The 25,740-nt window shown below is 72.1% G+C and carries 19 protein-coding genes, 1 other RNA gene and 1 pseudogene; 14 read left to right on the top strand and 7 right to left on the bottom strand.

The genetic code is table 11. The features are described 5' to 3' along the window. Nucleotides 1–5 precede the first annotated feature (5 nt). On the top strand, nucleotides 6–398 hold the full coding sequence (locus ACFU5F_RS06120) for a hypothetical protein (RefSeq protein ID WP_383882630.1): 393 nt from the start codon (nucleotides 6–8) through the stop codon (nucleotides 396–398). A 32-nt stretch (nucleotides 399–430) separates the two neighbouring features. On the opposite strand, the gene ACFU5F_RS06115 is transcribed toward ACFU5F_RS06120, so the two are convergent. Then, nucleotides 431–1,063, bottom strand: a complete 633-nt coding sequence (locus tag ACFU5F_RS06115; protein ID WP_383882793.1) for a response regulator — start codon at nucleotides 1,061–1,063, stop codon at nucleotides 431–433. A 425-nt stretch (nucleotides 1,064–1,488) separates the two neighbouring features. On the opposite strand from ACFU5F_RS06115, the gene ACFU5F_RS06110 reads away from it, so the two are divergent. The 3 genes from ACFU5F_RS06110 to ACFU5F_RS06100 all read left to right on the top strand — a co-directional run bounded on the left by ACFU5F_RS06110 (nucleotide 1,489) and on the right by ACFU5F_RS06100 (nucleotide 4,540). Then, nucleotides 1,489–2,349, top strand: a complete 861-nt coding sequence (locus ACFU5F_RS06110) for a MaoC/PaaZ C-terminal domain-containing protein (RefSeq protein ID WP_383882627.1) — start codon at nucleotides 1,489–1,491, stop codon at nucleotides 2,347–2,349. A gap of 48 nt (nucleotides 2,350–2,397) precedes the next feature. After that, the gene (locus tag ACFU5F_RS06105) at nucleotides 2,398–3,474 is read left to right on the top strand and encodes a Zn-dependent alcohol dehydrogenase (protein WP_383882624.1); all 1,077 of its coding nucleotides are present in this window, start codon (nucleotides 2,398–2,400) and stop codon (nucleotides 3,472–3,474) included. 73 nt (nucleotides 3,475–3,547) lie between these two features. Beyond that, nucleotides 3,548–4,540 (top strand): 3-oxoacyl-ACP reductase, encoded by a 993-nt coding sequence (locus tag ACFU5F_RS06100; RefSeq protein WP_383882621.1) that lies wholly within the window; start codon nucleotides 3,548–3,550, stop codon nucleotides 4,538–4,540. A 163-nt stretch (nucleotides 4,541–4,703) separates the two neighbouring features. Here ACFU5F_RS06100 and ACFU5F_RS06095 read toward each other — a convergent pair whose 3' ends face one another. Both ACFU5F_RS06095 and ACFU5F_RS06090 read right to left on the bottom strand, forming a co-directional pair. Then, a complete protein-coding gene (locus ACFU5F_RS06095; RefSeq protein ID WP_383882618.1) occupies nucleotides 4,704–4,868 on the bottom strand; it encodes a hypothetical protein in 165 nt (54 codons plus the stop codon). Between the two features lie 131 nt (nucleotides 4,869–4,999). Beyond that, nucleotides 5,000–6,607 carry a hypothetical protein gene (locus ACFU5F_RS06090; RefSeq protein ID WP_383882615.1) on the bottom strand — a complete coding sequence of 536 codons (1,608 nt, stop codon included), beginning with the start codon at nucleotides 6,605–6,607 and terminating at the stop codon, nucleotides 5,000–5,002. A gap of 242 nt (nucleotides 6,608–6,849) precedes the next feature. Here ACFU5F_RS06090 and ACFU5F_RS06085 point away from each other — a divergent pair, with 242 nt between their 5' ends. The 3 genes from ACFU5F_RS06085 to ACFU5F_RS06075 are packed head-to-tail and all read left to right on the top strand — an operon-like array spanning nucleotide 6,850 to nucleotide 10,304. Beyond that, nucleotides 6,850–7,737, top strand: coding sequence for a Nif3-like dinuclear metal center hexameric protein (locus ACFU5F_RS06085; RefSeq protein ID WP_383882613.1), 888 nt, complete (start codon nucleotides 6,850–6,852; stop codon nucleotides 7,735–7,737). Next, on the top strand, nucleotides 7,734–8,477 hold the full coding sequence (locus ACFU5F_RS06080; protein ID WP_383882790.1) for a zinc ribbon domain-containing protein: 744 nt from the start codon (nucleotides 7,734–7,736) through the stop codon (nucleotides 8,475–8,477). The genes ACFU5F_RS06085 and ACFU5F_RS06080 overlap by 4 nt, the downstream gene beginning before the upstream one ends. Nucleotides 8,478–8,498: 21 nt before the next feature. Continuing rightward, on the top strand, nucleotides 8,499–10,304 hold the full coding sequence (locus ACFU5F_RS06075; RefSeq protein ID WP_383882610.1) for a bifunctional RNase H/acid phosphatase: 1,806 nt from the start codon (nucleotides 8,499–8,501) through the stop codon (nucleotides 10,302–10,304). Here the strand turns inward: ACFU5F_RS06075 and eda are convergent. Together eda and yaaA are read right to left on the bottom strand one after the other, a co-directional pair. Continuing rightward, on the bottom strand, nucleotides 10,290–10,937 hold the full coding sequence (gene eda, locus ACFU5F_RS06070; RefSeq protein ID WP_383882608.1) for a bifunctional 4-hydroxy-2-oxoglutarate aldolase/2-dehydro-3-deoxy-phosphogluconate aldolase: 648 nt from the start codon (nucleotides 10,935–10,937) through the stop codon (nucleotides 10,290–10,292). The two genes, ACFU5F_RS06075 and eda, sit on opposite strands and share 15 nt — an antisense overlap. 64 nt (nucleotides 10,938–11,001) lie before the next feature. Continuing rightward, nucleotides 11,002–11,784 carry a peroxide stress protein YaaA gene (gene yaaA / locus ACFU5F_RS06065; RefSeq protein ID WP_383882606.1) on the bottom strand — a complete coding sequence of 261 codons (783 nt, stop codon included), beginning with the start codon at nucleotides 11,782–11,784 and terminating at the stop codon, nucleotides 11,002–11,004. A 150-nt stretch (nucleotides 11,785–11,934) separates the two neighbouring features. Between yaaA and ACFU5F_RS06060 the strand changes: the two genes are divergently transcribed. Beyond that, entirely contained in the window at nucleotides 11,935–13,548 is a 1,614-nt protein-coding gene (locus ACFU5F_RS06060; protein ID WP_383882603.1) for an RNB domain-containing ribonuclease, read from the top strand. On the opposite strand, the gene ACFU5F_RS06055 is transcribed toward ACFU5F_RS06060, so the two are convergent. Both ACFU5F_RS06055 and ACFU5F_RS06050 read right to left on the bottom strand, forming a co-directional pair. After that, entirely contained in the window at nucleotides 13,499–14,134 is a 636-nt protein-coding gene (locus ACFU5F_RS06055; RefSeq protein ID WP_383882601.1) for a hypothetical protein, read from the bottom strand. The genes ACFU5F_RS06060 and ACFU5F_RS06055 overlap by 50 nt on opposite strands. Before the next feature lie 14 nt (nucleotides 14,135–14,148). Beyond that, nucleotides 14,149–14,928: a MerR family transcriptional regulator gene (locus ACFU5F_RS06050; RefSeq protein ID WP_383882597.1), complete on the bottom strand. Its 780-nt coding sequence runs from the start codon at nucleotides 14,926–14,928 to the stop codon at nucleotides 14,149–14,151. A 143-nt stretch (nucleotides 14,929–15,071) separates the two neighbouring features. Here ACFU5F_RS06050 and ACFU5F_RS06045 point away from each other — a divergent pair, with 143 nt between their 5' ends. The 6 genes and pseudogenes from ACFU5F_RS06045 (at nucleotide 15,072) to ACFU5F_RS06020 (ending at nucleotide 25,584) form a co-directional block, all read left to right on the top strand. Continuing rightward, nucleotides 15,072–15,896 carry a helix-turn-helix domain-containing protein gene (locus ACFU5F_RS06045; protein WP_383882594.1) on the top strand — a complete coding sequence of 275 codons (825 nt, stop codon included), beginning with the start codon at nucleotides 15,072–15,074 and terminating at the stop codon, nucleotides 15,894–15,896. An 18-nt stretch (nucleotides 15,897–15,914) separates the two neighbouring features. After that, a pseudogene (locus tag ACFU5F_RS06040) lies at nucleotides 15,915–16,694 on the top strand (DMT family transporter); the annotation flags it as partial. A 118-nt stretch (nucleotides 16,695–16,812) separates the two neighbouring features. Further along, nucleotides 16,813–17,222: RNase P RNA component class A (gene rnpB, locus ACFU5F_RS06035), an RNA gene on the top strand. Nucleotides 17,223–17,377: 155 nt separating this feature from the next. Then, on the top strand, nucleotides 17,378–17,983 hold the full coding sequence (locus tag ACFU5F_RS06030) for a hypothetical protein (RefSeq protein ID WP_383882591.1): 606 nt from the start codon (nucleotides 17,378–17,380) through the stop codon (nucleotides 17,981–17,983). A gap of 224 nt (nucleotides 17,984–18,207) precedes the next feature. Further along, nucleotides 18,208–18,435 carry a hypothetical protein gene (locus ACFU5F_RS06025; protein WP_383882588.1) on the top strand — a complete coding sequence of 76 codons (228 nt, stop codon included), beginning with the start codon at nucleotides 18,208–18,210 and terminating at the stop codon, nucleotides 18,433–18,435. A 381-nt stretch (nucleotides 18,436–18,816) separates the two neighbouring features. Next, entirely contained in the window at nucleotides 18,817–25,584 is a 6,768-nt protein-coding gene (locus ACFU5F_RS06020) for a DUF3320 domain-containing protein (protein ID WP_383882586.1), read from the top strand. Nucleotides 25,585–25,740: the final 156 nt, after the last annotated feature.

Below are 25,740 nucleotides of genomic sequence, written 5' to 3'. Positions count from 1 at the left end.
AAAACTTGACCCGCTCATGGAGAAATGACGGCGCGTCAGGGGCGCCGGGGGTCCACGCAGGCCCTCCGGGGCAGGGCTCGCGAACCTTCGGCGAGTCGGACACGCCCTCGGGCGCGGACCTGCAGGTCTTCGCGACGCCCTTCGGCATCGACCACCCCTCCGACGACGACCCCGAACGCCTCGTGGTCGGTCAGGTCGCCCCCACCGCCCAGGAGGTGAGGGTCACCTGGTCCGACGGCACCTTCGTCGACGTCAAGCGTCAGGGCGAGGGCGCCGGCAAGGCGGACCCGGGCGATCCCCGCATCGTCGAGGTGAAGGGCGCCGAGGCGAGCTGGTTCGTGGCCCTGGCGCCGGAGGGGGTGCAATACCGGTCGGTGGAGGTGGCGCTGACGACGTGACGCGGTGACGACGCGACGCGGCGACCGGACGGCTACAGCCATCCCTGCTGCCGGGCCTCCCTCAGCGCCTCCGTGCGCTCGCGGGTGCCGGTCTTGCCGATGGCGGAGGAGAGGTGGTCGCGCACGGTGGACTCGGAGAGGTGGAGCCGGGCGGCGATGTCGGCGACCGTGGCGCCGTCGGCGGAGGCGTCGAGGGTGTCGCGTTCGCGGTCGGTGAGCGGGTTGGGCCCGGCGCTCACCGCGGCCGCGGCGAGGGCCGGATCGACGACGGTCTCGCCGGTCAGCACCCGGCGGATCGCCCGGGCCAGCTCCTCCACGGGCCCGTCCTTGACCAGGAACCCGGCGGCTCCCGCGTCCATGGCCCGGCGGAGATATCCGGGCCGGCCGGAGGTGGTGAGGATCAGCACCCGGCAGTCGGGTGCCTCGTCCCGCAGCGCGGCGGCGGCGTCCAGACCGCCCATCCCGGGCAGCTCGATGTCCAGCAGCGCGACATGCGGCCGGTGGATCAGCGCCGCGTCCACGAGCGCGTCGCCCGTGCCGACCTGTGCCACGACCTGGATGTCCGGCTCCATGCCCAGCAGCAGCGCCAGCGCGCCCCGCATCATCCCCTGGTCCTCGGCGAGCAGAACCCTGATGGACTTGGCGGTCCGGTGATCCCGGGGCATCTCGTTCACGACCCAAGAGTAGGGCGAAGGCGACGATTCGGACGGGCGCGGGCGAGGGTGGCGGCGACCGGTGGTCCGCGACCGCACAGTCGAACTCCCGCGAAGGCTGGGTGCGCGCCGGCGGAGGCGTGTGCACGGAGTGCGGCAGGACGGATGTCATCGGTGGAGGGGGTGGAGCGAGGTGTATCTGACGTAGCGTCAGGAGTCTTCACAAGTGCACGCGGCTCGGCTATACAGAGGGTCGCCGGACTGGAACGCGTTCTAGGTGGGCGGGTTGCGGGCCGGTCGTGACGACCTCGGTGCGACCGCTGGTGCGGACGGTCGTACCGAGGTTTCTCAGTGCGGGCCGGCGTCCCCCGGCTCGCCCTCCGCCGGCCCACGCGCCGCCGGTCCCCCGTCCGCCACCCACCGCACACAGGAGCCCCATGCCCATCGACGCAGCCAAGGCGCTCGCGGCCGAGCCCCGTTCCGCCGAGATCGCGTGGAGTCGCAAGGACGTCCTGCTCTACCACCTGGGGATCGGCGCCGGTGTCCCGGCCACCGACCCCGACGAGCTGCGCTACACGCTGGAGTCCCGGCTGCACGTCCTGCCGAGCTTCGCGACCGTCGCGGGCGCGGGCTCACCGGACGTCATCGGCGGCCTGAACGCGCCCGGCGTCGACGTCGACCTGGCCAAGGTCCTGCACGGCGGCCAGCGCGTCGAGGTGCACCGGCCCCTCCCGGTCCAGGGGCGGGCCACCGCGACCTCGCGGGTGGCGGCGGTGTACGACAAGGGCAAGGCGGCCGTCCTGGTCATGCGGACCGAAGTCGCCGACACCGAGGGCCCGTTGTGGGTGAACGAGGCGCAGATCTTCGTACGGGGCGAGGGCGGCTGGGGCGGTGAGCGTGGGCCGTCCACCCGGCAGGAACCGCCCACGACCGCGCCCGACAAGGAGATCGAGCGGACCGTCCGCGAGGACCAGGCGCTGCTCTACCGCCTCTCCGGCGACTGGAACCCGTTGCACGCCGACCCGGAGTTCGCCGGGCGGGCCGGGTTCGACCGGCCGATCCTGCACGGGCTGTGCACCTACGGGATGACGCTGAAGGCCGTGGTGGACACCGTGCTCGGCGGGGACGTCGGCCGCGTCCGCTCCTACGGGACGCGCTTCGCGGGCGTCGTCTTCCCGGGCGAGACCCTCCGCATCCGGATGTGGCGGCAGGACGACCGCTCGGTGCGGGTGACGGTGGGCGCCGTCGAGCGGGACGACGCGCCGGTGCTGGCGGACACGCTGGTCGCACACGAATGAGCCCATCGGTACAGACGCAGGTCAGGTACTTCTGAGGGGAGCCGCACCATGCGCGCAGCCGTACTGCACGAGATCGGTCAGGACAAGCTCGACGTGCTCGACGACGTCGAGGCGACGGGCTTCGGACCGGGGCGGGTGAGGATCCGGGTGCGGGCCACGGGGCTGTGCCACTCCGACCTGTCCGCGATGGCCGGAGTGCTGCCGCAGCCCGGACCGTTCGTGCCGGGGCACGAGGGCGCCGGCGAGATAGTCGAGGTCGGCGAAGGGGTCGCCCACCTGAAGCCGGGCGACCGGGTCGTCGTGTGCTGGCTCCCGGCCTGCGGCACCTGTCCCGCCTGCAAGCGCGGCCAGACACAGCTCTGCCTCGCCGGATTCCTCAACGCCGGTACGCCCAACTTCAAGCGGCCCACCGGGGACGTCTTCGGTTTCGCGGGCACGGGCACCTTCGCCGAGGAGGTCGTCGTCGACGCCGGCTGCGCGGTGCCGATCCCGGACGACGTGCCCTTCGACATCGCCGCCCTCATCGGCTGCGGCGTCACCACCGGTCTCGGCGCGGCGCTCAACACCGCCGATGTGGAGGCCGGTTCGTCGGTCGCGGTCATCGGCTGCGGAGGCGTCGGCATCTCGGCGATCCAGGGGGCCCGGCTCAAGGGCGCCGCCGAGATCGTCGCCGTCGACCCGGTGGTCTCGCGGCGCGAGGCGGCGCTCAAGTTCGGTGCCACCAAGGCGATCTCGCCGGAGGAGCTGGCCGACACCAAGCAGTCCGTCACCGCCGGCGAGGGCTTCGACTACGTCTTCGAGGTCGTCGGCCGCTCGGCCACCGCCCGCACGGCGTACGAGGCCACCCGGCGCGGCGGCACCCTCGTCGTGGTCGGCGCGGGCGCTCTGGACGACTTCCTGCAGCTCAGCATGTTCGAGCTGTTCTTCGACGAGAAGCGGATCCTGCCGTCCATGTACGGCGGCGGGGACGTCCTGCGCTCCTACGAGCGGACCATCGCCCTGTGGCGGGCCGGCCGCATCGACCTCGCGGGCCTGATCACCCACCGGGTGCCCCTCGCCGACATCAACGAGGCGCTCGACCAGATGCGGACCGGTGTGGCGCTGCGAACCTGCATCGAGATCTGACCACCGCGCGAATGAGAGGGCGAGAGCGGATGGGAGCGGGTGGGAGCGGATGACAGGGGGAGAGGGGCTAGGGATGACTTCGACGCTCGGCGGACGGCCGCTCGAAGGACTGTCCGCGATCGTGACCGGTGCGGGGCGCGGGCTCGGCCGGGCCGAGGCGCTGGAGCTGGCCCGGCTGGGCGCGGCCGTGGTCGTCAACGACTACGGCCGGCCGGGACGGGACGGTTCCGGCGAGGTGTCCACCGGGCCCGCCGAGGAGGTCGCGGCGTCGATCCGCGCGGCGGGCGGCCGCGCGGTGGCGCACATCGGTGACGTGTCCGATCACGAACAGGCCGGGGAACTGGTCGCGTTGGCGGTCGCCCGGTTCGGAAAGCTGGACATCCTCGTCAACAACGCGGGCATCCTGCGCGACCGCATGGTCTTCTCCATGTCCGAGGACGAGTGGGACTCGGTCGTGCGGGTGCATCTCAAGGGGCACTTCAACACGATCCGGTTCGCCTCCGCCCACTGGCGTGCCCGGGCGAAGTCGGGCGAGGGCGGGGGACGGGTCTACGGGCGCGTCGTGAACACCTCCTCCGAGGCGTTCCTCGCCGGCTCCGCCGGACAGCCCAACTACGCGGCCGCGAAGGGCGGCATCGTCGGGCTGACCACCTCCACGGCCCTCGCGCTCGCCAAGTACGGCGTCACCGCGAACGTCATCTGCCCGCGCGCCCGGACCCGGATGACCGAGGACGTCTTCGCGGGCCTCCCGGGGGCCACGGCGGACGGCGACGGCACCGCCCTCGACCCGCTCGCGCCCGAGCACGTCGCCCCCCTCGTCGGCTACCTGGCCTCACCCGCCGCCGCCCGGGTCAACGGCCAGCTCCTCGTCGTGCACGGCGGCATGGTCGCGATCGTCGAACGCCCGCGTGTGCGGGCCAAGTTCGACACCAAACAGGACGCCTTCACCTACGACGAACTGGACGGCCTGCTCACGCCGCACTACGCCGACCGGCCGGAGGGGGAGACGTTCGCGGCGGCGGAGGTGTTGGGGCTGAGGCACGGTCGCGGGGCGGTGGAAGGGTAGCGGGGCGGTGGAAGGGTAGCGGGGCGGTGGAAGGGGAGCGGCCGTTCCCGGAACGCGAAGGCCCCGCTCGTCGAGGACGAGCGGGGCCCGGTGCAGCGGTGGTCGACTCTGGCGTCGCATGGACGTTTCTCCAGAGGTGACCGGAACGGACGCGTGCCGTCGGTCAGGCGGACGCCGTCGGCTCCGTGTGGTCCGCCGGCTTGCGGTGGCGCCCTCGGGGGCTCGTCCTCTCGGCCTCCTGGGCCGCGATCTGACCCCGGTGCTTTCCGTGGCCGTCCGCCTCGTGGGAGTCGGCCGTGGGCGGCTGGATCGTGTGCACGTCGCTCATTGGAAATGTTCCCCGTCGAATGATCTTCTTATCGGCGGGTGATTTTAACGGGCGGACCCGAGCGCCTCGAAAGCACCCGACGGGCGTGTCGCCGCGCCACGTCCACCTCGCCCGCGCCCCGCACCTCACCTTCACCCGACGGTCACCTCCTCGGGCACGCGCCCCTCCAGCGGCGCCTGTTGCAAGGGGACGGGCCGAGCGGCGACGGGTACGACCGGCTCCGCCCCGGACGGCTCCGCCCCGGACACCCCCGCGTCGGAGACCGCCGGCCCGGACACCCCCGCACCTGACGCTCCGGGCAGAGGTGGTGCGCCCGCGCCCCCCGGCCCCGGAGCCTCTCCGCGGTCAGCATCCCCGTCCCGGTATTCCCCTGGTGATCCCTCCGGCGCTTCCGGCTCGTCCGGGTCCCAGGCCACCCCCGTCCGGGCCACCCCGCACCTCACGAGCCCGGTCGCGTACGGCAGGTGCAGCACTCCCTCCCGGGTCCACGACCCGGCGCCTGTCAACCAGCCCTCGGGGGCGGGCAGGTGGAGGATCCGTCGGGCCGCCGGACGCCAGACGCCGACCCAGCTGCCCCGGGGGCCGTCCAGGCGCAGTGCGACCGCGCAGCTCTCGGGGGTCAGGATCTGGCCCGGCTGGATGGCGAACGGGGTGACGGCATGACCGTCCGGCACCCGCAGACACTCCGGGAAGCGGACCGGGAGCGTGCTGCCGAGCACGCCCCAGCCGAGCCGGTCGTGACCGGGGGAGGGCGCGTCCGAACGGATCAGGAGCAGCCCGCTGTCGGGGTCGGCGAGCAGGACCCGGTCGTCGCTGTCGTCCGCGATCTGCAGCAGCGGCGAGACCGCGCCGCCCTGCTCCAGGTCGACCGCCACCGACTTGGTCCGGCCGTCCCGTTCCTGGTCCAGGGCGAGAAGCCGGCCCGTACCGTCCAGCCAGACGCCGCCCGAACACCGCCCCGGCACCTGCGCCACCACCTCCGGCCCGAAGGCTCCGCCCGCCACCAGCCACACGGTCGTGGCGCTGCGGCCGAGGGCGAGGGCGTACGCCCGCTTCCCGCACGGCGCGGGTGGCAGCAGCCGCATCTCGGCCGCCGGGTCGGCGCATTCGACGGCGCCGAGCGGGAGTTCGCCGGTGCCGGGGCCGGTCGGGTAGAGGAGCGAGAACAGGTGCCGGTCGGCGGCCAGCCGGTGGATGAGGACCCGGCCGTCGGCCAGGGGGAGCACTTCCGTGCCGGGCTCCTCGGGCTGGTTGCCGGGCAGGGGCACGGCGTACGGTTCGGGGCCGTCGAGGGTCCAGCGCTCGGGGAACCAGGACTCGCCGTCGAGCGCGAGGCGCGCCGCGTACGACCCGTCGGCGGTGATCACACAGCCGGGCCCGGTCGCGGTCCGCCCCGGGGCCGCGACCGGCCCCGGCCGGCCCTCCCCGCCACCACCGCCCCCCGCGTGCACCCCGGGCCCCGCGTGCGCCCCGGGCCGCCCCGCGTGCGCGCCGGGCATCGCGTACGCCCTTGGCCTTGCGTACGCGTACGTCCCTGGCCCCGCGTACGTCCCCGGCCCCGCGTACGCGTCTGCCCCCGCGTACGTCCCTGGCCCCGCGTGCGCGTCGGCCCCCACGTCGACCGCGAGTCCCTCGCTCCCGAATCTCTCTCCGGTCGCGTCCGCGTCCTTCTCCTCGTCCCCCTGTCCCGACTCGTCCCCGTGGCCCGTCGAGGGTGAGGGGGAAGTACAGGCCGTCATGTTTCGATCACCTCCGGTGACGAAGCTAGTTTTCGCACGCACAGACGTGGGACAACCCGCACCCCCTTCACACATAAGGGTGTTCGTCCCGCGGTTCGCCTGAGGGAACGCCGATTCATGTGCTGCCGGACGGGGCGCGAGGGGGAGGCTGTCACCCCGGGGCGGGCGAGGCGGCCGAGGGGGCGGCTGGTCAACCGACCGCGGCCGGTCTGGGACGGGAGCGGTGCAGGTAGCCTTTGTCCGTGCCCCGTCTGTCTGAAGTCATCGCCGCGCTCGACGCCCTCTGGCCGCCCGAGAGGGCCGAGGGGTGGGACGCGGTCGGCACGGTCTGCGGCGACCCCGACCAGGAGGTCACGCGGGTCCTGTTCGCCGTCGATCCGGTAGGGGAGATCGTCGAGGAAGCGGTGAAGCTGGGCGCCGACCTGCTGGTCACCCACCACCCGCTCTACCTGCGCGGTACGACGACGGTGGCGGCCTCGACCTTCAAGGGCCGGGTCGTGCACACCCTCATCAAGCACGACATCGCCCTGCACGTCGCCCACACCAACGCCGACACCGCCGACCCCGGCGTCAGTGACGCCCTCGCCGGCGCGCTCGGCCTCAGGGTCGTGCGCCCCCTCGTACCGGACCCCGCCGACCCCACCGGCCGGCGCGGTCTCGGCCGGGTCTGCGAGCTGGACCACCCGCTGACGGTCCGGGAGCTGGCCGCGCGGGCCGCCGAGCGGCTGCCCGCCACCGCGCAGGGCATCCGGGTCGCCGGCGATCCCGACGCGGTCGTCCGCACGGTCGCCGTCAGCGGCGGCTCCGGCGACAGCCTCTTCGGTGACGTCCGCGCGGCCGGCGTCGACGCCTTCCTCACCGCGGACCTGCGCCACCACCCCGCCTCCGAGGCCGTCGCCCGGACGACGGAGGCCACCGCCACCCCCCTCGCGCTGCTCGACGCGGCGCACTGGGCCACCGAATGGCCCTGGTGCGAGCTGGCGGCCGCCCAGCTCGACGAGATCTCCGACCGGGAGGGATGGGACCTGCGCGTCCACGTCTCCAAGACGGTCACCGACCCCTGGACCGCCCACGCGGCGTCCGCCCACCCGTCGCCCACTTCTTCTGACCCACTGGGAGCCCCCAACTGAACGCCGCGCCCGCCGACCAGATCCGACTTCTCGACGTCCAGGGCCTGGACGTACGCCTGCAGCAGCTCGCGCACAAGCGGAGGTCGCTGCCCGAGCACGCCGAGATCGAGTCGCTGACGAAGGACCACACCCAGCTGCGCGACCTGCTCGTGGCCGCGCAGACCGAGGAGAGCGACACCGCCCGCGAGCAGACCAAGGCCGAGCAGGACGTGGACCAGGTGCGTCAGCGCGCCGTCCGTGACCAGCAGCGCCTGGACTCGGGCGCCGTCTCCTCCCCGAAGGACCTGGAGAACCTCCAGCGCGAGATCGCCTCTCTCGCCAAGCGGCAGGGCGACCTGGAGGACATCGTCCTGGAGGTCATGGAGCGCCGCGAGTCCACGCAGGAGCGGGTCGCCGAGCTGACCGAGCGGGTCGGCGCCGTACAGGGCAAGATCGACGACGCCACCGCGCGCCGGGACGCCGCGTTCGAGGAGATCGACGGTGAGGTGGCCACGGTGACGAAGGAGCGCGAGGTCATCGCGGCGGCCGTCCCCGCGGATCTCCTCAAGCTCTACGACAAGCTGCGCGACCAGCAGGGCGGCATCGGAGCGGCCAGGCTGTACCAGCGCACCTGCCAGGGCTGCCGCCAGGAGCTGTCGATCACCGACTTCAACGACGTCCGCAAGGCCTCGCCCGACACGGTCGTCCGCTGCGAGAACTGCGGCCGCATCCTGGTGCGTACGTCCGAGTCGGGCCTCTAGAGGCGGCAAGGGGCTGTCGGGGTGCGGGAGTTCATCGTCGAGGCCGACGGCGGTTCCCGGGGCAACCCGGGACCGGCGGGCTACGGCTCCGTGGTCCTCGACGCGGTGACGGGCGAGACGTTGGTGGAGGCCGCCGAGTACATCGGCATCGCCACGAACAACGTCGCCGAGTACCGCGGGCTCATCGCGGGGCTGAGGGCGGCGTACGAACTGGACCCGGAGGCGTCCGTCCGGGTCCGTATGGACTCCAAGCTCGTCGTCGAGCAGCTGTCGGGCCGCTGGAAGATCAAGCACCCCGACATGAAGCCGCTGGCCGCCGAGGCCGCACGGGTCTTCCCGCCCGGCCGCGTGACGTACGAGTGGATGCCGCGCGACCAGAACAAGCACGCCGACCGGCTGGCCAACGAGGCGATGGACGCGGGCAAGCGCGGCGAGCAGTGGTCGCCCGCCGCGTCCACCGCGGACCTGGACACGCGGGCGGCACGGTCCGCCGCTGCCGCCGCCCGGTTGGAGCCGTCGGGGCCGCCCGGCGACGCCGCGGCGGGTGCGGCGAAGGCGAGGGCCGCGCTGGCGGAGGCCAAGGGGGAGCCCGCGCCCGGGGGCAGGACCGGCGACGGACAGAACACGGGAGAGGGCTTGGCCGACCCGGCCGCCCCGTCGTCCCAGAAGGCTGCCGGAATCCCCCTGGCTGCCCCCGGCGCCAGCAGATTCGCTGGGGCGAGCGGGAAGCCCTCCGGTGGCGGCCGGTCCGCCGGTGCCGGAGCCGATTCCTTTGGCGGCGGTCGGTCATCCGAGACCGGCACCGCTTCCTCCGGTGGCAGCCGCTCTGCCGAGCCGGGCGCGGTGTCCTCCGGTGGCGCCCGGCCTGCCGTGGCCGGCACCGCTTCCTCTGGTGGCAGCCGGTCTGCCGGTGCTGGAGCCGATTCCTCCGGCGGTACCGGGTCCGCCGGTGCTGGAGCCGATTCCTCAGGCGGCGGCCGAGCCGCCGAGACCGGCACCTCGTCCCACGGCCGCAGCCGATCCGCCGGGGCCGACACCCGAGGTGCCGCCGCCGGCCCCCGAACCCCCGCCGGCCCCCGAACCCCCGCCGATGTCCGTGCCACCGCCGCTGCCACCGCCGATCTGCGCGCTGCCGAGAACGTCGCCTCTGTCGCCGCCGATCTCCGCGCCGCCAAGAACGTCGCCTCCGCCGCCCCCGATCTCGGGACCCCGGCCACCTTCGTGCTGCTGCGGCACGGCGAGACGCCGCTCACCCCGCAGAAGCGGTTCTCGGGGAGCGGTGGATCGGATCCGTCGCTCTCCGAGGTCGGCCGGTACCAGGCCGAGCGGGTCGCCGCGGTGCTCGCCGCCCGGGGCACGATCCAGGAGGTCGTGTCGTCGCCACTGGCCCGGTGCCGGGAGACGGCGGGCATCGTCGCGGCCCGGCTCGGCCTCGGTGTGACCGTCGAGGACGGGCTGCGGGAGACGGACTTCGGCGCGTGGGAGGGACTGAGCTTCGGTGAGGTCCGGGAGCGCTACCCGGACGACATGAACGCCTGGCTGGCCTCCCCGGACGCCGAACCCACCGGCGGCGGAGAGAGCTTCGAGGCCGTCGCGCACCGCGTCGCCGCCACCCGCGACGAGCTGGTCGCGGCGCACCGGGGCCGTACCGTCCTGCTCGTCAGCCACGTCACGCCGATCAAGACCCTCGTCCGCCTGGCCCTCGGCGCGCCCCCGGAGTCCCTCTTCCGCATGGAACTGTCGGCGGCCTCCCTGTCGGCCCTGGCCTACTACGCCGACGGAAACGCCACCCTCCGCCTCCTCAACGACACGTCACACCTGCGCTGAACGGCGGTCACCGAGGCCCGCCGCCTCCCGCGCCAGCCTCTCGATCCGCGCCCAGTCCCGCGCGGCCACGGCATCGGGCGGAAGCATCCAGGTGCCGCCCACACAACCGACGTTGGGGAGGGCGAGGTACTCCGGGGCGTTGCCCGGCCCGACCCCGCCGGTCGGACAGAAGCGCGCCTGCGGCAGTGGCCCGGCGAGCGACTTCAGATAGGCCCCGCCGCCCGCCGCCTCCGCGGGGAAGAACTTCATCTCCCGCACGCCCCGCTCCAGCAGCGCCACGACCTCCGACGCGGTCGACACCCCCGGCAGGAACGGCACCCCGGACGCCCGCATCGCCGTCAGCAGGACATCCGTCCAGCCGGGGCTGACCAGGAAACGCCCGCCCGCCGCGACGGCCTCCGTCACCTGCGCGGGAGTGATGACCGTGCCCACCCCGACCACCGCCGACGGAACCTCCGCCGCGATCGCCCGCACGGCGTCCAGCGCACCCGGCGTCCGCAGGGTCACCTCGATCGCCGGCAACCCGCCCGCGACCAGCGCCCGCGCGAGCGGCACCGCATCGCCGGGACCGTCGACGACGACCACCGGCAGCACGGGCGCGAGGTCCAGGACGGAGGCGTACGACGACGACATGGAGCCATCCTGCCCGGGGCGCACAGCACGCACAACGGCCGTTGCGCATGCTGCAATACCGGTTTCAGTGGACCTCGTCCACCAGCACATCCAGCGTCCACGGCTTCCCCGCCCCCACCGGAGGCTCCACCTCCACCACGTACCCGAGGTCCCGCAGCGCCTCCACCAGCTCCGCCGGGCCCTTGGGCGCGATCCCGGCCGACAGCAGACTCCGTACGATGCGGCCCTTGGTCGCCTTGTTGAAGTGGCTGACGACCTTCCGGGTGGGGGCGTGCAGCACCCGTACGGTCGCGGTCCGGCCGGCCACCTCGCCCTTCGGCTTCCACGCGGCCGTGTACGCCGAGGACCGCAGGTCGAGGACGAGTCCGCCGCCGGCCGCCTCGGGGAGCGCGGCCGCCATCGGCGTACGCCAGTACGAGCCGAGCGCCCCGAGACCCGGCAGCCTGACGCCCATCGAGCAACGGTAGGAGGGGATACGGTCCGTCACGCGGACGGCGCCCCACAGCCCCGAGAAGACCAGCAGCGAACGCGCCGCCCGCTGCTTGGCGCCGGTCTCCAGGGTGGCGAGGTCGAGGGCGTCGTACAGCACCCCGGTGTAGACCTGCCCCGCCGGCCGGGTGCCCGCCGTCAGCAGCTCCGCGTTCTTGGCGACCTCCCCGCGCAGCCCCTCGCTCAGCCCGAGCACCTCACGCGCCTTGTCCTCGTCGCCGGCGCACAACTCCACCAGCTCACCGATCACCGCCTCGCGCGCCCCGTTGAGCGCCGGCAGCGACAGCCCCTCCAGCTTCAGGGGAGCGCCACCCGCGGAGGGGGCCTTGCCTTCGGACGGGGGCAGCAGGACGAGCACGGGGGCTCCTTGTTCTCGGGGGTTTCCGGGGTCCCCGGGGGGTCTCGGGGCTTCCGGGGTTCGGGCTCCGCGACAGCGTACGGGGTCGGAGGGCAGGGCTCCGAAAGGCCAGGGGGTGCCGTCCCGCCCGCCCGGCCCTACGCTCGACGCATGCCCCGCCGCCACCTCCGCGTCAAGGGCGCCGCCGAGGCCCCCCTCCGGGCGGCCCTGCGCGCGCTGCGCGGGGAACTCGGTGTGCCCGACGCCTTCCCGCCCCAGGTCCTCGCCGAGGCGGACCAGGCCGCGACGTCACCGCGCCTGCCGTCGTACGACGCCACGGACCTGCCCCTCTTCACCATCGACCCGCCCACCTCCACCGACCTCGACCAGGCGATGCACCTGTCGCGACGCCCGGCCGACGGGGGCCGGGGACGCCACGGCGGCTACCGCGTCCACTACGCCATCGCGGACGTCGCCGCGTTCGTCACCCCCGGCGGCGCACTCGACGCCGAGGCCCACCGCCGGGTGACGACCCTCTACTTCCCCGACGGCAACGTCCCCCTCCACCCCGCCGGCCTCTCCGAGGGCGCGGCCAGCCTGCTCCCGGGCCACACCTGCCCGGCGGTCCTGTGGACGCTGGACCTCGACACGGACGGCCGCACCGAGACCGTCGACGTCCGCCGGGCCCTCGTACGCAGCCGCGCCAAGCTGGACTACGCCGGCGTACAGAAGGCGATCGGCGACGGTACGGCCGAGGAACCCCTCACCCTGCTCAAGGAGATCGGGCGGCTGCGCGAGCGCCTGGAGGTCGAACGCGGCGGCATCTCCCTCACCATCCCCGAGCAGGAGATCACCGAGCACCCTGCCCGCGGAGGCGGAGGCGGAGGCGGAGGCGGAGGCGGAGGCGGAGGCGGAGGCGGAGGCGGAGGCGGAGGCGGGTACGGCAGCGGTGGCGGCAGCGGCAGCGGCGGTGACGGCAGCAGCGGTGACGACGGCAGTGGCATAGGCGGCGCACGCTACGAGCTGACCTACCGCACCCCCCTCCCCGCCGAGGGCTGGAACGCCCAGATCTCGCTCCTCACGGGCATGGCCGCCGCCGAACTGATGCTCGCCCACGGCACCGGCGTACTACGCACCCTCCCCGCCGCACCGGACGGCGCCGTCGGCCGCCTCCGCCGTACCGCCAAGGCCCTGCACATCGACTGGCCCCACCATGTCTCGTACGCCCGGCTCGTCCGCTCCCTCGACCCGCACGACCCGCGCCACGCCGCCTTCCTCCTGGAGTGCACGACCCTGCTCCGGGGCGCGCACTACACGCCCTTCCGCGACGGCCGCCTCCCCGACATCACCACGCACTCCGCCGTCGCCGCTCCCTACGCCCACTGCACGGCCCCGCTCCGCCGGCTCGTGGACCGCTACGCCTCGGAGATCTGCCTCGCGGCGGCGGCCGGCGCCCCGACCCCCGAGTGGGTCCTGGCCGCCTTCGCCACCCTCCCGGACGAGATGACCGAGGGCACCCGACGAGCCGGACGTGTGGAGCGCGAGTGCGTCGACATCGTCGAGGCGGCACTGTTGAGGGACCGGGTGGGGGAGGTCTTCGAAGGGTGCGTGGTGGACGTCGAGGAGGATCGACCCGCTGCCGGAACCGTGCAGTTGGCGAACCCGGCGGTCATCGGCCGTGTCGTGGGCAGCCCCGGCGACCGGCTGCCGCTGGGGGAGCGGCTGCGGGTGCGGCTCACGCAGGCCGAACCGGGAGTGGCGAAGGCGCGTTTCGTTCCGGCGTGAACTCCCGCACCAGACGCACGAGTTGATCGGACTCGTCGGCGTGGAAGCGCACCAGGCGCACCTGCCTGGGGCGCCCGAGGAGGGTCAGGTACGTGACGGGCGTGGCCAGTTCGACGGTGACGGTGGTCTGCGAACTCATCGCCATGTTCAGCTCACCGTCCCGCTTCTCGTGCGTCGTACGCAGCTCACGCCGTACCGAGGCGACGGCGTCGAGCGGCACGCGCAGATCCACGGTGGCGAAGCGGCGCAGGCGCAGGGTCGTGCCGGCGAGGACGTGGGGGCGGGTGACGGAGGCCGCGTGGAGACCGACGACGATGAGGATCGTGTAGAGGTCGAGGACGAGGAAGGCCCCGTGCACGAGCGGGAAGTCGCGCAGCAGTACGGCCATGGTCACGGTCTCGACGACACACACGAACCCGAACCCGAACATCATGGCCCCCTGGCCGCGCGCGTACCCGAACGCCCGCCCGCCGTCCCCGACCCCGTGCGGCCGCCGCGCCACCCAGCGCAACAGGCCGGCCAGCAGCAGGAACTCATGACGGACGAGAGAGCGGGCGATCCGGTGGGCGCTCCTGAAACCTGTCATCGTCCCCGTGGTCCTCATGGGCGGTCCTCCCTCAGCATGTGGAGCGTGCGGCGGATGGCCTCCGCCTGGGCAGGGGCGAAGTCGGCGTAGAAGGCGCGCAGGAAACCGCCGCTGCCGCCGTCACCGCCGTCGGTGTCCATGTCGGTGTCCGGCGGGACCATGTCCGCGGGAACGAGTTCGGCGAGCACGCGGGCGGCCTCCGCCACGCGGGGGTCGTCGGGCTCGGCGTCGGCGAGCGCGTCGAGCAGCGCGTACGCCTCACGCACCCGCTCCACCGCGCCGGGGGCGGCCATCATGCTCTCCAGCGCGGCCAGCATCGCGGCACGGGCCTCCGGCGTCGCGGTGGTCTCCAGCAGCGCGAAGACCTCCCGGTCCTTCGCGGCCATCGGGGACTGCGGCGCGGGCCCGAACCTCCCGAACAGAGACGCGAGTTCGGGCGACACGGGCCCCTCGGCCGGCAGCCGCCCGGCACGCGCGTCCTCGATCAGAACCCGCAGCCGCTCGCGCCGCTCCCGGATCTCCGACTCCTGCCGGGCCAGATCCTCGTCCAGCTCGCCGAGCACCTCGACGAGCTCACGCCCGGCATCGTCCGCGAGCACGTCCCGCACCTCGGCCAGCCCGAGCCCCAGCTCCGTCAGCCGCCGGATCCGCGCCAGCACGACCGCGTGCCGCAAGGTGTAGTCCCGATACCCGTTCGCCCGCCGCTCCGGCTCCGGCAGGAGCCCGAGATGGTGGTAGTGCCGCACGGCCCGCGGAGTGACACCGACGGTCGCGGCCAGCTCTCCGATCCGCATACGCCCAGTAGAAACGTTGACGCTACGGCAAGGTCAAGTCATGGAGCGGTGTGGCCGACCGCGCGGTCCGCAGACCTCGGACCGGACCTCCTCCGAGCCCGCCGGGCGTCGTAGCCTGGAGCCGGGCGAAGGGGGAGACCGGAGTGAGCATACGCGGCGAGACACGGTGGACCCGGGCGACCCTCGGCCGTCCCGACCGCCCCCTCGACCTCCTCACCGCCCGCTTCGACCGCCACCGCTACGCCCCGCACACGCACGAGGAATTCAGCATCGGCATCTGCGTCCAGGGCGCCTCGTGCATCGACTACCGGGGCGGCGCCCTCACCGTGGGGGAGGGCTCCATCGTCGTCCTGGCCCCGGGCGAGGTCCACACCGGCGAGTCGGCCTTCGGCACCTACGCCTACCGCGGCCTCTACCCGGCCCCCGACCTCCTCACCGACGGCATCCTCGGCGGCACCCCGCACTTCCGCGACCCGCTCCTCCACGACCCCGAACTCGCCGCCGCCCTGCGCACCGCCCACATCGAGCTGAGCACCGGCCCCGACCCCCTGGAAGCCGAGTCACGCCTCCCCTGGCTGCTCACGGCGCTGGCCCGCCGGCACTCCACGTCCCGCCCGACCTCCGACGCGATCCCCGGCGCGAGCGGCATCGCCCTGACCGTACGGGACCGTCTCGCCGACGAGCTGGCGGCTCCCCCCTCCCTCGCCGACCTCGCCACCGACCTGGGCCTCTCCCGCTACCAGCTCCTGCGCGCCTTCCGTACGACCATGGGCATGCCCCCGTACGCATGGCTCGCGCAGCACCGGGTGAGCCGGGCGCGGGCGCTGCTGGAGGCGGGCGGGCGCCCGGCGGAGGTGGCCGGTCAGGTGGGCTTCGCGGACCAGGCCCACATGACGCGCTGGTTCAGCAGGGTGCTGGGAGTGACGCCCGCGGCGTACCGCAACAGCGTTCAAGACGTACACCGCTGACCTGACGAGAATCGTCCCATGACTGCACGCGGCTGGGCCTTGTTCTCCTTGATGGGAGTCCTCTGGGGCGTTCCCTACCTGATGATCAAAGTGGCGGTGGACGAGGTGTCGCCGTCCATGGTCGTCTTCGTACGCTGCGCCCTGGGCGCGGCCCTCCTGCTCCCCTTCGCGATCCGTCAGGGCGGACTGCCGGGTGTCGTCCTGGGGCACTGGCGCCCGATGCTGGCCTTCGCCGTGATCGAGGTCATCGGCCCCTGGTGGACCCTGACCGACGCCGAACGCCACCTCTCCAGCTCCACCGCCGGCCTCCTGATCGCGGGCGTCCCCATCGTGAGCGTCCTGCTGGCCCGCTTCTTCGGCGACACCGAACGCCTGGGCGCCCGCCGGACGACGGGCCTCGCCCTCGGCCTCGGCGGCGTGGGGATCCTCACGATTCCCCACCTGACCGGCGGAAACGTCCTCTCCCTCACCGAGGTCCTGGTCACGGTGGTCGGCTACGCGACGGCCCCCCTGATCATGGCCCGCCACCTCAAGCAGGTCCCCACGCTCCAGCTGATAGCCCCGGTCCTGCTCCTGTCGGCCGTCGTCTACGCCCCCGCGGCGGCCCTGACCCGACCGTCCACTCTCCCCTCGACCCCCGCCCTGATCTCCCTCGCGGCCCTCGGTGTGATCTGCACGGCCCTGGCGTTCGTCGCGTTCCTGGAACTGATCCGGGAGGTGGGCCCGACGCGGGCGACGGTCTTCACGTACGTCAACCCGGCGGTGGCGGTGGCGGCGGGCGCGATCTTCCTGGACGAACGCCTGACCCCCGCGGTCCTGTCCTCCTTCGCCCTGATCCTGGCGGGCTCGTTCCTGGCGACGGCGTCGACGGGACGGAGGACGGGTGGCCGCCGGGTAGCATGGTCGACACGGCAGACGAGCCGGGCGGACGGCCGCGTGGAGTCCCCCTGACGGGGAACTTCCCGAGGAACGTCCGGGCTCCACAGGGCAGGGTGGTGGCTAACGGCCACCCGGGGTGACCCGCGGGACAGTGCCACAGAAAACAAACCGCCGGGGACCTCGGTCCTCGGTAAGGGTGAAACGGTGGTGTAAGAGACCACCAGTGCCCAGGGTGACCTGGGCAGCTAGGTAAACCCCACCCGGAGCAAGGTCAAGAGGGGCCGCCGTAGAAAGCGGCCCTGCGCGGACGTCCGAGGGCAGCCCGCCCGAGTCCGCGGGTAGACCGCACGAGGCCGGCGGCAACGCCGGCCCTAGATGGATGGCCGTCTCCCCGGCCGCCGCGAGGCGGTTGGGTGACAGAACCCGGCGTACAGCCCGACTCGTCTGCCGCTACCTGCGGCTTTGTCTGAGAGAAGACCGCTGACCTGCGTCGGAGTCCTGTCTTTCGGTCGGGTCTCTCAGAGGCTGGCAACGGCAGGCGGTGAAAAGTCTTTCCGAAGTCCGTCGGACAGAGCTGACGCACGCCGGGAACCTCAAGGCTCGTGCCGCGCATTTCCCTGAGTGCCGATGTGCCGGCGAAGCGAGGGCTGGAGCGGTGGATGCTTGTTTGCCGAACTCGGGAGCGCGGCGGTGGCGTGTGCGGCCTGAAGAAGTGCCCATCGCACCTGAGCGGGGAAGATGACTGCGATGCCAATGCCACCCGGGGAGGGGAAGTGCAGCGTAGATGGTTGCTCGGCGCCGTGGTCGCCATGACGATCACGGCGGCAGGGTGCGGAGGGGGTGAACCGGGCGCGACGGACGACAACGGGGCGCGGCAGGCGGTGGAATCCTACGTTGATGCCCTCAACTCCCGTGACGCCAAGGCACTGATGCGCATCGGCGGCGTCCCTGAGGACCGGCGGGCGAAGAAGGAAGCCCAGCAGATCCTCGTGGAGAAGGGCGGCCGGGATCTGCGGATCGTCGATCTGAAAGTCGATCACGACTTCGGCCCGGACGTGGGCTCGGCCAAGCTGGTGGCGGATGCCAAGACCGGGGAGGATCTTCGTGAAACGGTGACTGTCACGCGCGAGAGTGGCGCATGGCATGTGGCGATCTTCGCCGACCGGCCATCGAACAAGTCGGCATCGGCAACGGACGAACCAACGTGATCGCCGGGCTCCGACCGCAACATGGTCGGGGCCGGGCCTCTTCGCATTGGGAGATCGCGCACGTCGACCAGCTGGCGACCCGTGTGGCCCGGGAGGCGGGCCCGGGCACTGTCAAGAGCCGGACCTATGACACTCGCGCCCTGAACGAGTGGCGGCAGTCCCCGGCTCCCCACAGGAGGTGGTCGACCTCTACCGCACCCGACGCCCAGTCGGGTGGCCGGCGGTTGCAGTCCGACCCCGTGGACCCCGATGTCGCCGACACCGTAGTTGGACTGTGCTTCACCAAGGGCGGCGACGGTGACGCTCTGCTGCTGCCCGTGCAGTTCACGACCGCCCGCCCACTGAAGATCGAGTACGACTACGACGCCGGGCCGGAGTTCGACTCGGGCTCCGGATTCCATGTCGAGGTCGGCTCCGAGACGGACGGGGCGAAGACCGGTTGCTGGGACTGAGGGCGCCAGGGGCGGGACGTGGGAGGGGGCGCGTTACTGCGGCGGGCGTGGCGCGGCTGAGCGGCGACACGAACTCCTGCCCCCCGCCTGACCCCCGTGGTCGTGAGGCACCGGCAGTAGCCCAGCTGCCGTCGACGGCTGAGAGGGTTGTCGGTTGCGTGAGCCGACTCTTCGTGGCCGCCGAGGAAAACCGGCCTGTAGTTAACGCTTCACGCATAGGTGAGCTGACCGTAGAATTCCGTATCCAGGGGGATCAGCGGGACTTGTGCGGCCACCAGGACAGTACGGACGTCTGTGGCCGCGCTTTGCGTTGACGGTGGGAGGGGCTGCCGTCGACGCCGGTGCTCCGTCGGCCCGGAAGCGACGACATCAGGGATCAGTGTGACGAACTCGGGTGACTTCGGGGGCAGCCAGGAACTCGACCGCCTCAAGGCGATTCTCGAGAGTTGGCGTACCTCCCTGGTGGACCTGAGCGGCCGCAACCGGCTGCTCAATTTCCGCCATACCAAATCGGCGACACTGGAGATCTCCACTCCATCCGCGCCGGAGCTCGTCAGAGGCCTCGGCCGCGGCTGGGATTTCGCGCCGCTCCCGGACGAGGAACCGGAGACTGGCGAGGACGCGCGATCCGGCGATGTGGTTTTCACGAAGAAGGGCGACCGCACCGACGGAATCGTCACCCAGAAGACCACCGCGCCCTCTCTCACGCGTGCCTTGAACAGCCTTCGCACCAAAGCGACCCAGGTCTTCAACGACTATGGCCTGTGGACCCTCAACCTCGGCGTCGGCATGCTCCGTTGGCGTGAGGACGGGGCTGAGACGAGCAGTGACGCCCCCTTGGTCCTGATGCCGGTGGTCATCGAGCGTGCCCGTAACGGCAGGCTCCGCCTCAGGGCGAGCGACGACGAGGAACCGCGCCTCAATCCGGCCCTCAAGGTGAAGCTCGACCAGTTCCGTGTCGACTGGGCACCAGTTGGCGAACAGGACCCTTCCGACCTGCAGGCGGTTCTCTCAGCGGCAGGTCGGGCGGTGGCAGGCAAGGCCGGCTGGCAGATTTCCGACCGTGTGGTGCTCGCACTCTTCGCCTCCCACAAGGAGGCGATGTATCAGGACCTGCTGGACAACGAGAGCCACGTCCTCGGCAGTGACCTCGTGCGAGCCATGGCTCTCGGTCCGAACTCCGGACTCGCCTCCGACCGTTTCGACTTCGACGAGATCAGCCTCGACCGGATCGACGAACTGAGTCCGCCCGAGGACAGTCCGCTGGTGCTCGACGCCGACGCCTCGCAGCGGCAGGCAGTCGCCGCGGCCGTGGCCGGCCAGTCGTTCGTCCTGGACGGCCCACCCGGCACCGGCAAGAGCCAGACGATCACGAACATGATCGCCGGTCTCATGCACGCGGGGCGCAGTGTGCTGTTCGTCAGCGAGAAGGCGGCGGCCCTCGATGTCGTCCTCGACCGGCTGAAGTCGGTCGGGCTCGACTCGTACGCACTGGCCCTCCACAGTCACAACACCAGCCGCAAGGCGGTGGCCCATGAGCTGGGCCGGGTGCTCGCGGAGGAGCCGCGTGCACCGCAGCTGTCACAGCAGACGCTGGCCCAGGCCAGGGAACTGCGTCTCGCGCTCAGCGCCTACGCCGAGGCGATGAACGAGGTCCGTGATCCGCTGGGACGGACCCTGCACGACGTGCTGGGCCGGGTCGGCCGACTGTCCGATGCGCCGGTGGCCTATCTGAGCCCCGGTGACGGCACCCGTACGGCACCGGAGGCGGCGTTTCGTCCCGCGACGCTCAGCGGCGAGGATCTGCGCCTGATCGTCGAGGCGACCAAAGCCATCTCCGACCACTGGGAGGCGGTCGCCGATCCATCGTTCCCCTGGCGTGACCTGCGGGCCGACCTGCCCCATCCCCGCCCTGTGCTGGATCAGGCCCAGGCGGCCCGTGACGCGCTCGCGGCGGCGACCGAGAGGTACCGGGATCTCGCGTCCGATGGAACACCCTTCACGGATCAGAGCGGAATCGACCGTCTGATCCTGCTTCTGGGGCTGCTCGAGGTGCGGAGCCCGGTGCCGGAAGCCTGGCTCACCACGGAAGCCTTCGCCGACGAGGTGGACGACCGGGTCGACGCGTTCCTGGCGGAACTGCGCAAAGCGCAGCGGACGAGCACCGTCGTCCGGGCGTCGGTGGGCGAGCGGTGGCAGGAGCTGTCCACCAGGCTGACCGCTGAGCCGGGGGAGGCCGAGAGGGCGCTCTCCGCGATGGCGCCGCGAGGCCTGGATCTCGCCGGACTCACGGAGGAACGCGCGCGACAGTTCGCCCGAGGGTTCGACACGACCGCTGGTGTGCTGGAGCGGACCCTGCAGAGCCTCACCCGAGTGTCTCGATCCGCCGGCCTCACGAATCCCAGCACGCCAGAGGAAGCGCGTCATCTGTGTGACGTGATCGCCGTGGCCGGATCCGAACACCGCCCTCTCGATGCGTGGTTGGTTCCTGACGGCCCAGTGCGGGCTGAGGAGGCGGCGGTCCGGTGCGTCGCCGACGAGCTGAGTGACTTCTTCGTCCGGCGTGACCATGTACTCGCCGCCCGCACCCTCGCGACGGACCATGCGGGCCCCGGGTGGTCAGAACTGGGCCCGGAACTGAGCCCGGAACGACCCGCCAACGAGCAGGCACTCGCCGCACTGGATCCGCCGGGAGCCGACATTGCGTCGCTGACCGGCCGTGCGGCCGCCGAGCTGGCCGACCGGTTCGGCATGCTCGCCGACACTCTCGAGCGGGCCGCCGGGCACGCCGACTCGGTGGCCGAACGCCTCGGATGCGACCGGCCGAAGGCGACGTCCGAGGCGGAAGACCTCGCCACGCTCGCGGAGCTGGCCACAGCTTCGGACCGCGCGCTCGAAGCATGGCTCGACCCACGGACACTTCCCGAGGTCCGGGCAGCCGTCGCGGAGATCTCCGCGGCCGCCGACGACCTGAGTGCCGCGGCGGAGGCGGCGCGCGACACCTTCCTGCCCGAAGTCGTCTCCGCGCCCGAGCTGCCCGGAGCAGTCCATCGGCTCCTGGCAGGACGGCAAGGACTCGCCGGAACGCTGTCTAGCGCCATCCGGGCCGACCGGAAGCTCGTGGCACGGTTGACGCACAGCGGTTCGTGGCGCGGTGAACTCTTCGACAAGCTGCCCCTCGCCGACGCCTGGTGCGCCGCACACGGGAGGCTGCTGTCGCTCGCGACGACCCACGCCGAGCTGATCGGTCGCTATCGGGGCACGGCGTTGCCCGATGTACCGGCCTTGCGCAAGGCTGTCGCGCACGCGGAAGCCGTCCACGCGCTCGCACCGGAAACCGTCGCCGACCCGTACCGCCGGGGTCTGCTCGCGACTCAACTGGCCGACGGGCGTGAGCCGCACTCCGCACTCGTCGAGCTGGGAACAGCACTACGCAGTGATCTCACCAAGTGGCGAGGGGCCCTGGGTGACCCGTCGCTCGCACCGCATGCGCCCGACCTCACCAAGCAGCCGCTCGACGACGAGGCTCGCTGGCTGCGTGCCCACCGCGCCCCCTTGCTGCAAGCCGCAGCGCTGTTGGACACCTTGGCGTCCGTCGGTCGTCGGGACCATGGCCCCGGTTCCGAACACACGCTTGCCTCCGCGCGTACGGCGCTCACAGCCGCGCACGCGGCACAGCGGGAGAGCACCGCGTTCACCGCGCGGGCCGTAACCGACCGAGGTCTGCTCGGTCCTTGGTACCGGGGCCTCGACACGCAGGCGGACGACCTGCGCGGTGCCACGCCCAACGCTGTGACGGGCCACGAGCCCATGGGGCGGCTTCTGAGCCGCGGCCTTGACCTGACGCGCCGGCAACCGGGCCCCTACGCCACGGAGCCACAGCGCGAATTCCTGGGCCGGTACGTTGCCGCCGGCGGTACTCACACCGAAGCTTTGCAGGCCGCCTTGGACGCCGCCAGGGTGATCGGCCGCCTCGCATCCGACACGCTCACGGAGCCGGCACGCCGGGCGAGTCTCATCGAGGTGCTGGCCGACGGCCGACCCCAACCACGCGAGCTCCTCACGCAGACGGACCAGATCCGCCGTGACCTGGACGTCTGGCAGGAATACACCGGGCAGGCACATGTCGCGACGGTCGGCACAGCGCTGGCCGTCCGCCCCCTTGAACGAGCGGCGAGCTGGCTTCGCGCGCACGTGGAGCCCTTGGAGGACGCGGCCGACCTCATCCGCTCGACCGCCCGGGTCGTGGACGAGCCGACGGGTCTCACCCTGTCCCGGGCCAGGGAAGTGGTGGCCGCCGTCGTCTCCGCCCGAGCCGCCGAGTCCTCCTTCGCGGAGAACGACGCCACCTACCGAAGTCTGCTCGGCTCCCTCTACCAAGGCACCGGGACAGACCGTGACGCGATCCTGGATGCCCTGGACTGGGCCCAGAAGGTCCGTCGTACCGCACACGGCGGCCACTCCGCGCCTCTGCCCAGGGCGGCGGCCCGGCTGATGCTGGCCGCGTCGGCCGACCCGTCCGTCGCCGACCGCGCCGACGACTGGAGCGGTCAGCGCGAGGCACTCGCCGGGTACTTCGAGTCCGGGAGGGCCGAGGAGCTTCGACGCGAACTCGCCGAGTCCCTCACCTCGGCGCACTCCGTCCTGTCCCGTCTCGACCGCGACCCCTTCGGCCCGGAGGCGTGGACCAGCTGCGCTGATGCGCTGACTCTGCTGCGCCGCTTCCATCTCGATGGACTGCCCGACCAGCTCGCCCGCCGCGAGGTCTCCGCTGAGGAGTTCCCGGCCGCCATGGAGCGTGCGGTGCTCGCCGCCTGGGTCGAACACCAGCTGACCACCGACCAGCGGTTGAAGCCGATGCGGGCCGTGGAACGCGACCAGTTGGTGGAGCGCTTCCAGAGGGCGGACCAAGATTTGGTCGCGGCAGCACACGCCGAGGTCATCGCCTCGTGCAATGCTCGCCGACCTCGCCGGACCTCGGTGGGGCAGGCCGCAGTGATCCGGCGAGAGGCCGAGAAACAACGTCGCCACATGCCCGTACGGCACCTGCTGCAGCAGACCCGTGACGTCGTTCGGCTGGTCAAGCCCTGCTTCATGATGAGCCCACTGACAGTCAGCCAGTTCTTGCCGCCGGACTTCGAGTTCGATGTCGTGGTCTTCGACGAGGCGTCCCAGGTCCTGCCCCAGGACGCGGTGAACTCGGTCTACCGAGGCAGGGCACTCATCGTGGCGGGTGACCAGAAGCAGCTGCCCCCGACCTCGTTCTTCAGCGCGGCCGGCGACAGCGACGACGGTGACGAGTGGGACGAGGACGCCACCGACGGCTTCGAGTCCATTCTCGACATGTGCAAGGCCAGCGGAGTCCTGCGCGGACTGCCCCTGCGCTGGCACTACCGCAGCCGCCACGAGAACCTGATTGCTTTCAGCAATCACGACTTCTACGGCAACTCCATGGTCACCTTCCCGGGCGCGCTGGAGCAGGGACCGGACATCGGAGTGGAGTTCATCAAGGCGGACGGCGTCTACGATCGCGGCGGAAGCAGCGACAACCCCCTCGAAGCCGCCAAGGTGGCCCAGCGCGTCATCCACCACTTCGACACCCGCCCCGAGCACACTCTCGGCGTGGTCGCGCTGTCGAAGGCACAGGCGGAGGCCATCGAGGAAGCGGTGCAGAAGGCGAGGGCCGCCCGCCCGGACCTCGACCACCACTTCACGGAGGGTCGCCTCGACGGTTTCTTCGTCAAGAACCTCGAAACCGTCCAGGGCGACGAACGCGACGTCATCATCCTCTCCATCGGCTACGGTCCCGACCACCGAGGCAAGCTGCTGTCGACCTTCGGCCCCATCAACAGGGAGGGCGGCTGGCGACGCCTCAACGTGGCCGTGACACGCGCCCGGCGCCGCATGGAAGTCGTCGCCTCCTTCCACGGAGGTGATCTGCCGGACAGCGCCAACAAGAGCGTGCAGCACCTCAAGAGGTATCTGCAGTACGCCCAGCACGGTCCGTCGATTCTCCGGACCGAGGCCGCCGATCCGGACGCGGCTCCGGAGAGCCCCTTCGAAGAGGAGGTCCTCGACGTCCTGCGCGGCTGGGGGTACGAGGTCCAGCCGCAGGTGGGGGTCGCCGGTTTCCGCATCGACATGGCGGTACGGCACCCGGGTGCGCCCGGCACGTACGCGCTGGGCATCGAGTGCGACGGCGCCATGTACCACTCCTCGCGTGCGGCTCGGGACCGCGACCGCCTCAGGGAAGCGGTCCTGCGCGACCTGGGGTGGAAGCTGCACCGGATCTGGGGTACGGACTGGTACCGGAGCCGGCGGGAAGCGATGGCGCGGCTGCGGGTCGCGGTGGAGGAGGCGTGCGCGGAGGATCCGCACGCCGTGCGAGTGGCGCCGCCCGTGGGGAGGGAAAGCAGTGGCGTCGACCTCGGCAACGGTGACGGTACGGCGGAGACCGTGGACGGCCCCCTGAGCGGCGGGAGTGGAGAAGCCGCAGAAGTGGCTGGTGCTCCGGCGGTCCCGCGAGTGGAGTTCGTGACCGTCGACGCCGGCCCCGCACCCTGGAGCCGCCCCTACCAGGAGGTCGACCCCGACCTCCTGACAGAGGTACGTGACAGGTCGAGCAGCCAGCGGGGCATGTGGGGCGCGGAGTTGCAGGACCCCGAGGCCCTCGACGTGGTGGCGGACGTGGCGCTGTGTGTGGTCGAGGTGGAAGGACCCGTCGAGAAGGAAGTGATCTACACCCGGGTCCGTCTCGCGTGGGGCCTGGGACGAGCCGGCCAGGTGATCCGCGACCGCATCGACCGGTCCCTTCGCCGCCTGCTCAAGCAGGGCAAGATCGTTCACGTCGGTACGGCTTACGACAGGCCTGGCCACGAGACGGAGTTCGCCCGCACACCCACTGAGCGGTGCGCCCGACGGGTGGCGGAGGTTCCTTCCGCAGAGCGGCAGCTCGTGCTCAGAAACGTGGTCGATGAAGGACCGGGCGTGCAGCGTGAGGATCTGCTGCGGGAGGCGGCGCGCTTCTTCGGCTGGGCGCGGCTCGGCACCGACATCCGGGACGCGCTCACTGCTGACATCGACGCGCTGGTCGCCGCCGGGAAACTGATCGAGTCGGAAGGTGGCCTGATGCCTGCGGAGGGTCCCTGATCCAGCGGCGGGGTGCTCCGGTGTACGGACCTCAGTAGGAGAGGCCCGGCACGGCGCCCACCACCGCGATTGCGATCACCGGCACGACTGTCAGTACCGCCAGGTACTCTCAGCACAACGTCAACGCGGCCCGACGGGCTTCCGCTCCATCCCGGT

The sequence above is a fragment of the Streptomyces sp. NPDC057438 genome (assembly GCF_042802995.1).
GTDB lineage: Bacteria > Actinomycetota > Actinomycetes > Streptomycetales > Streptomycetaceae > Streptomyces.
Note: the sequence above shows the minus strand (reverse complement) of the source record. Positions and strands in the feature narration are given on the sequence as shown.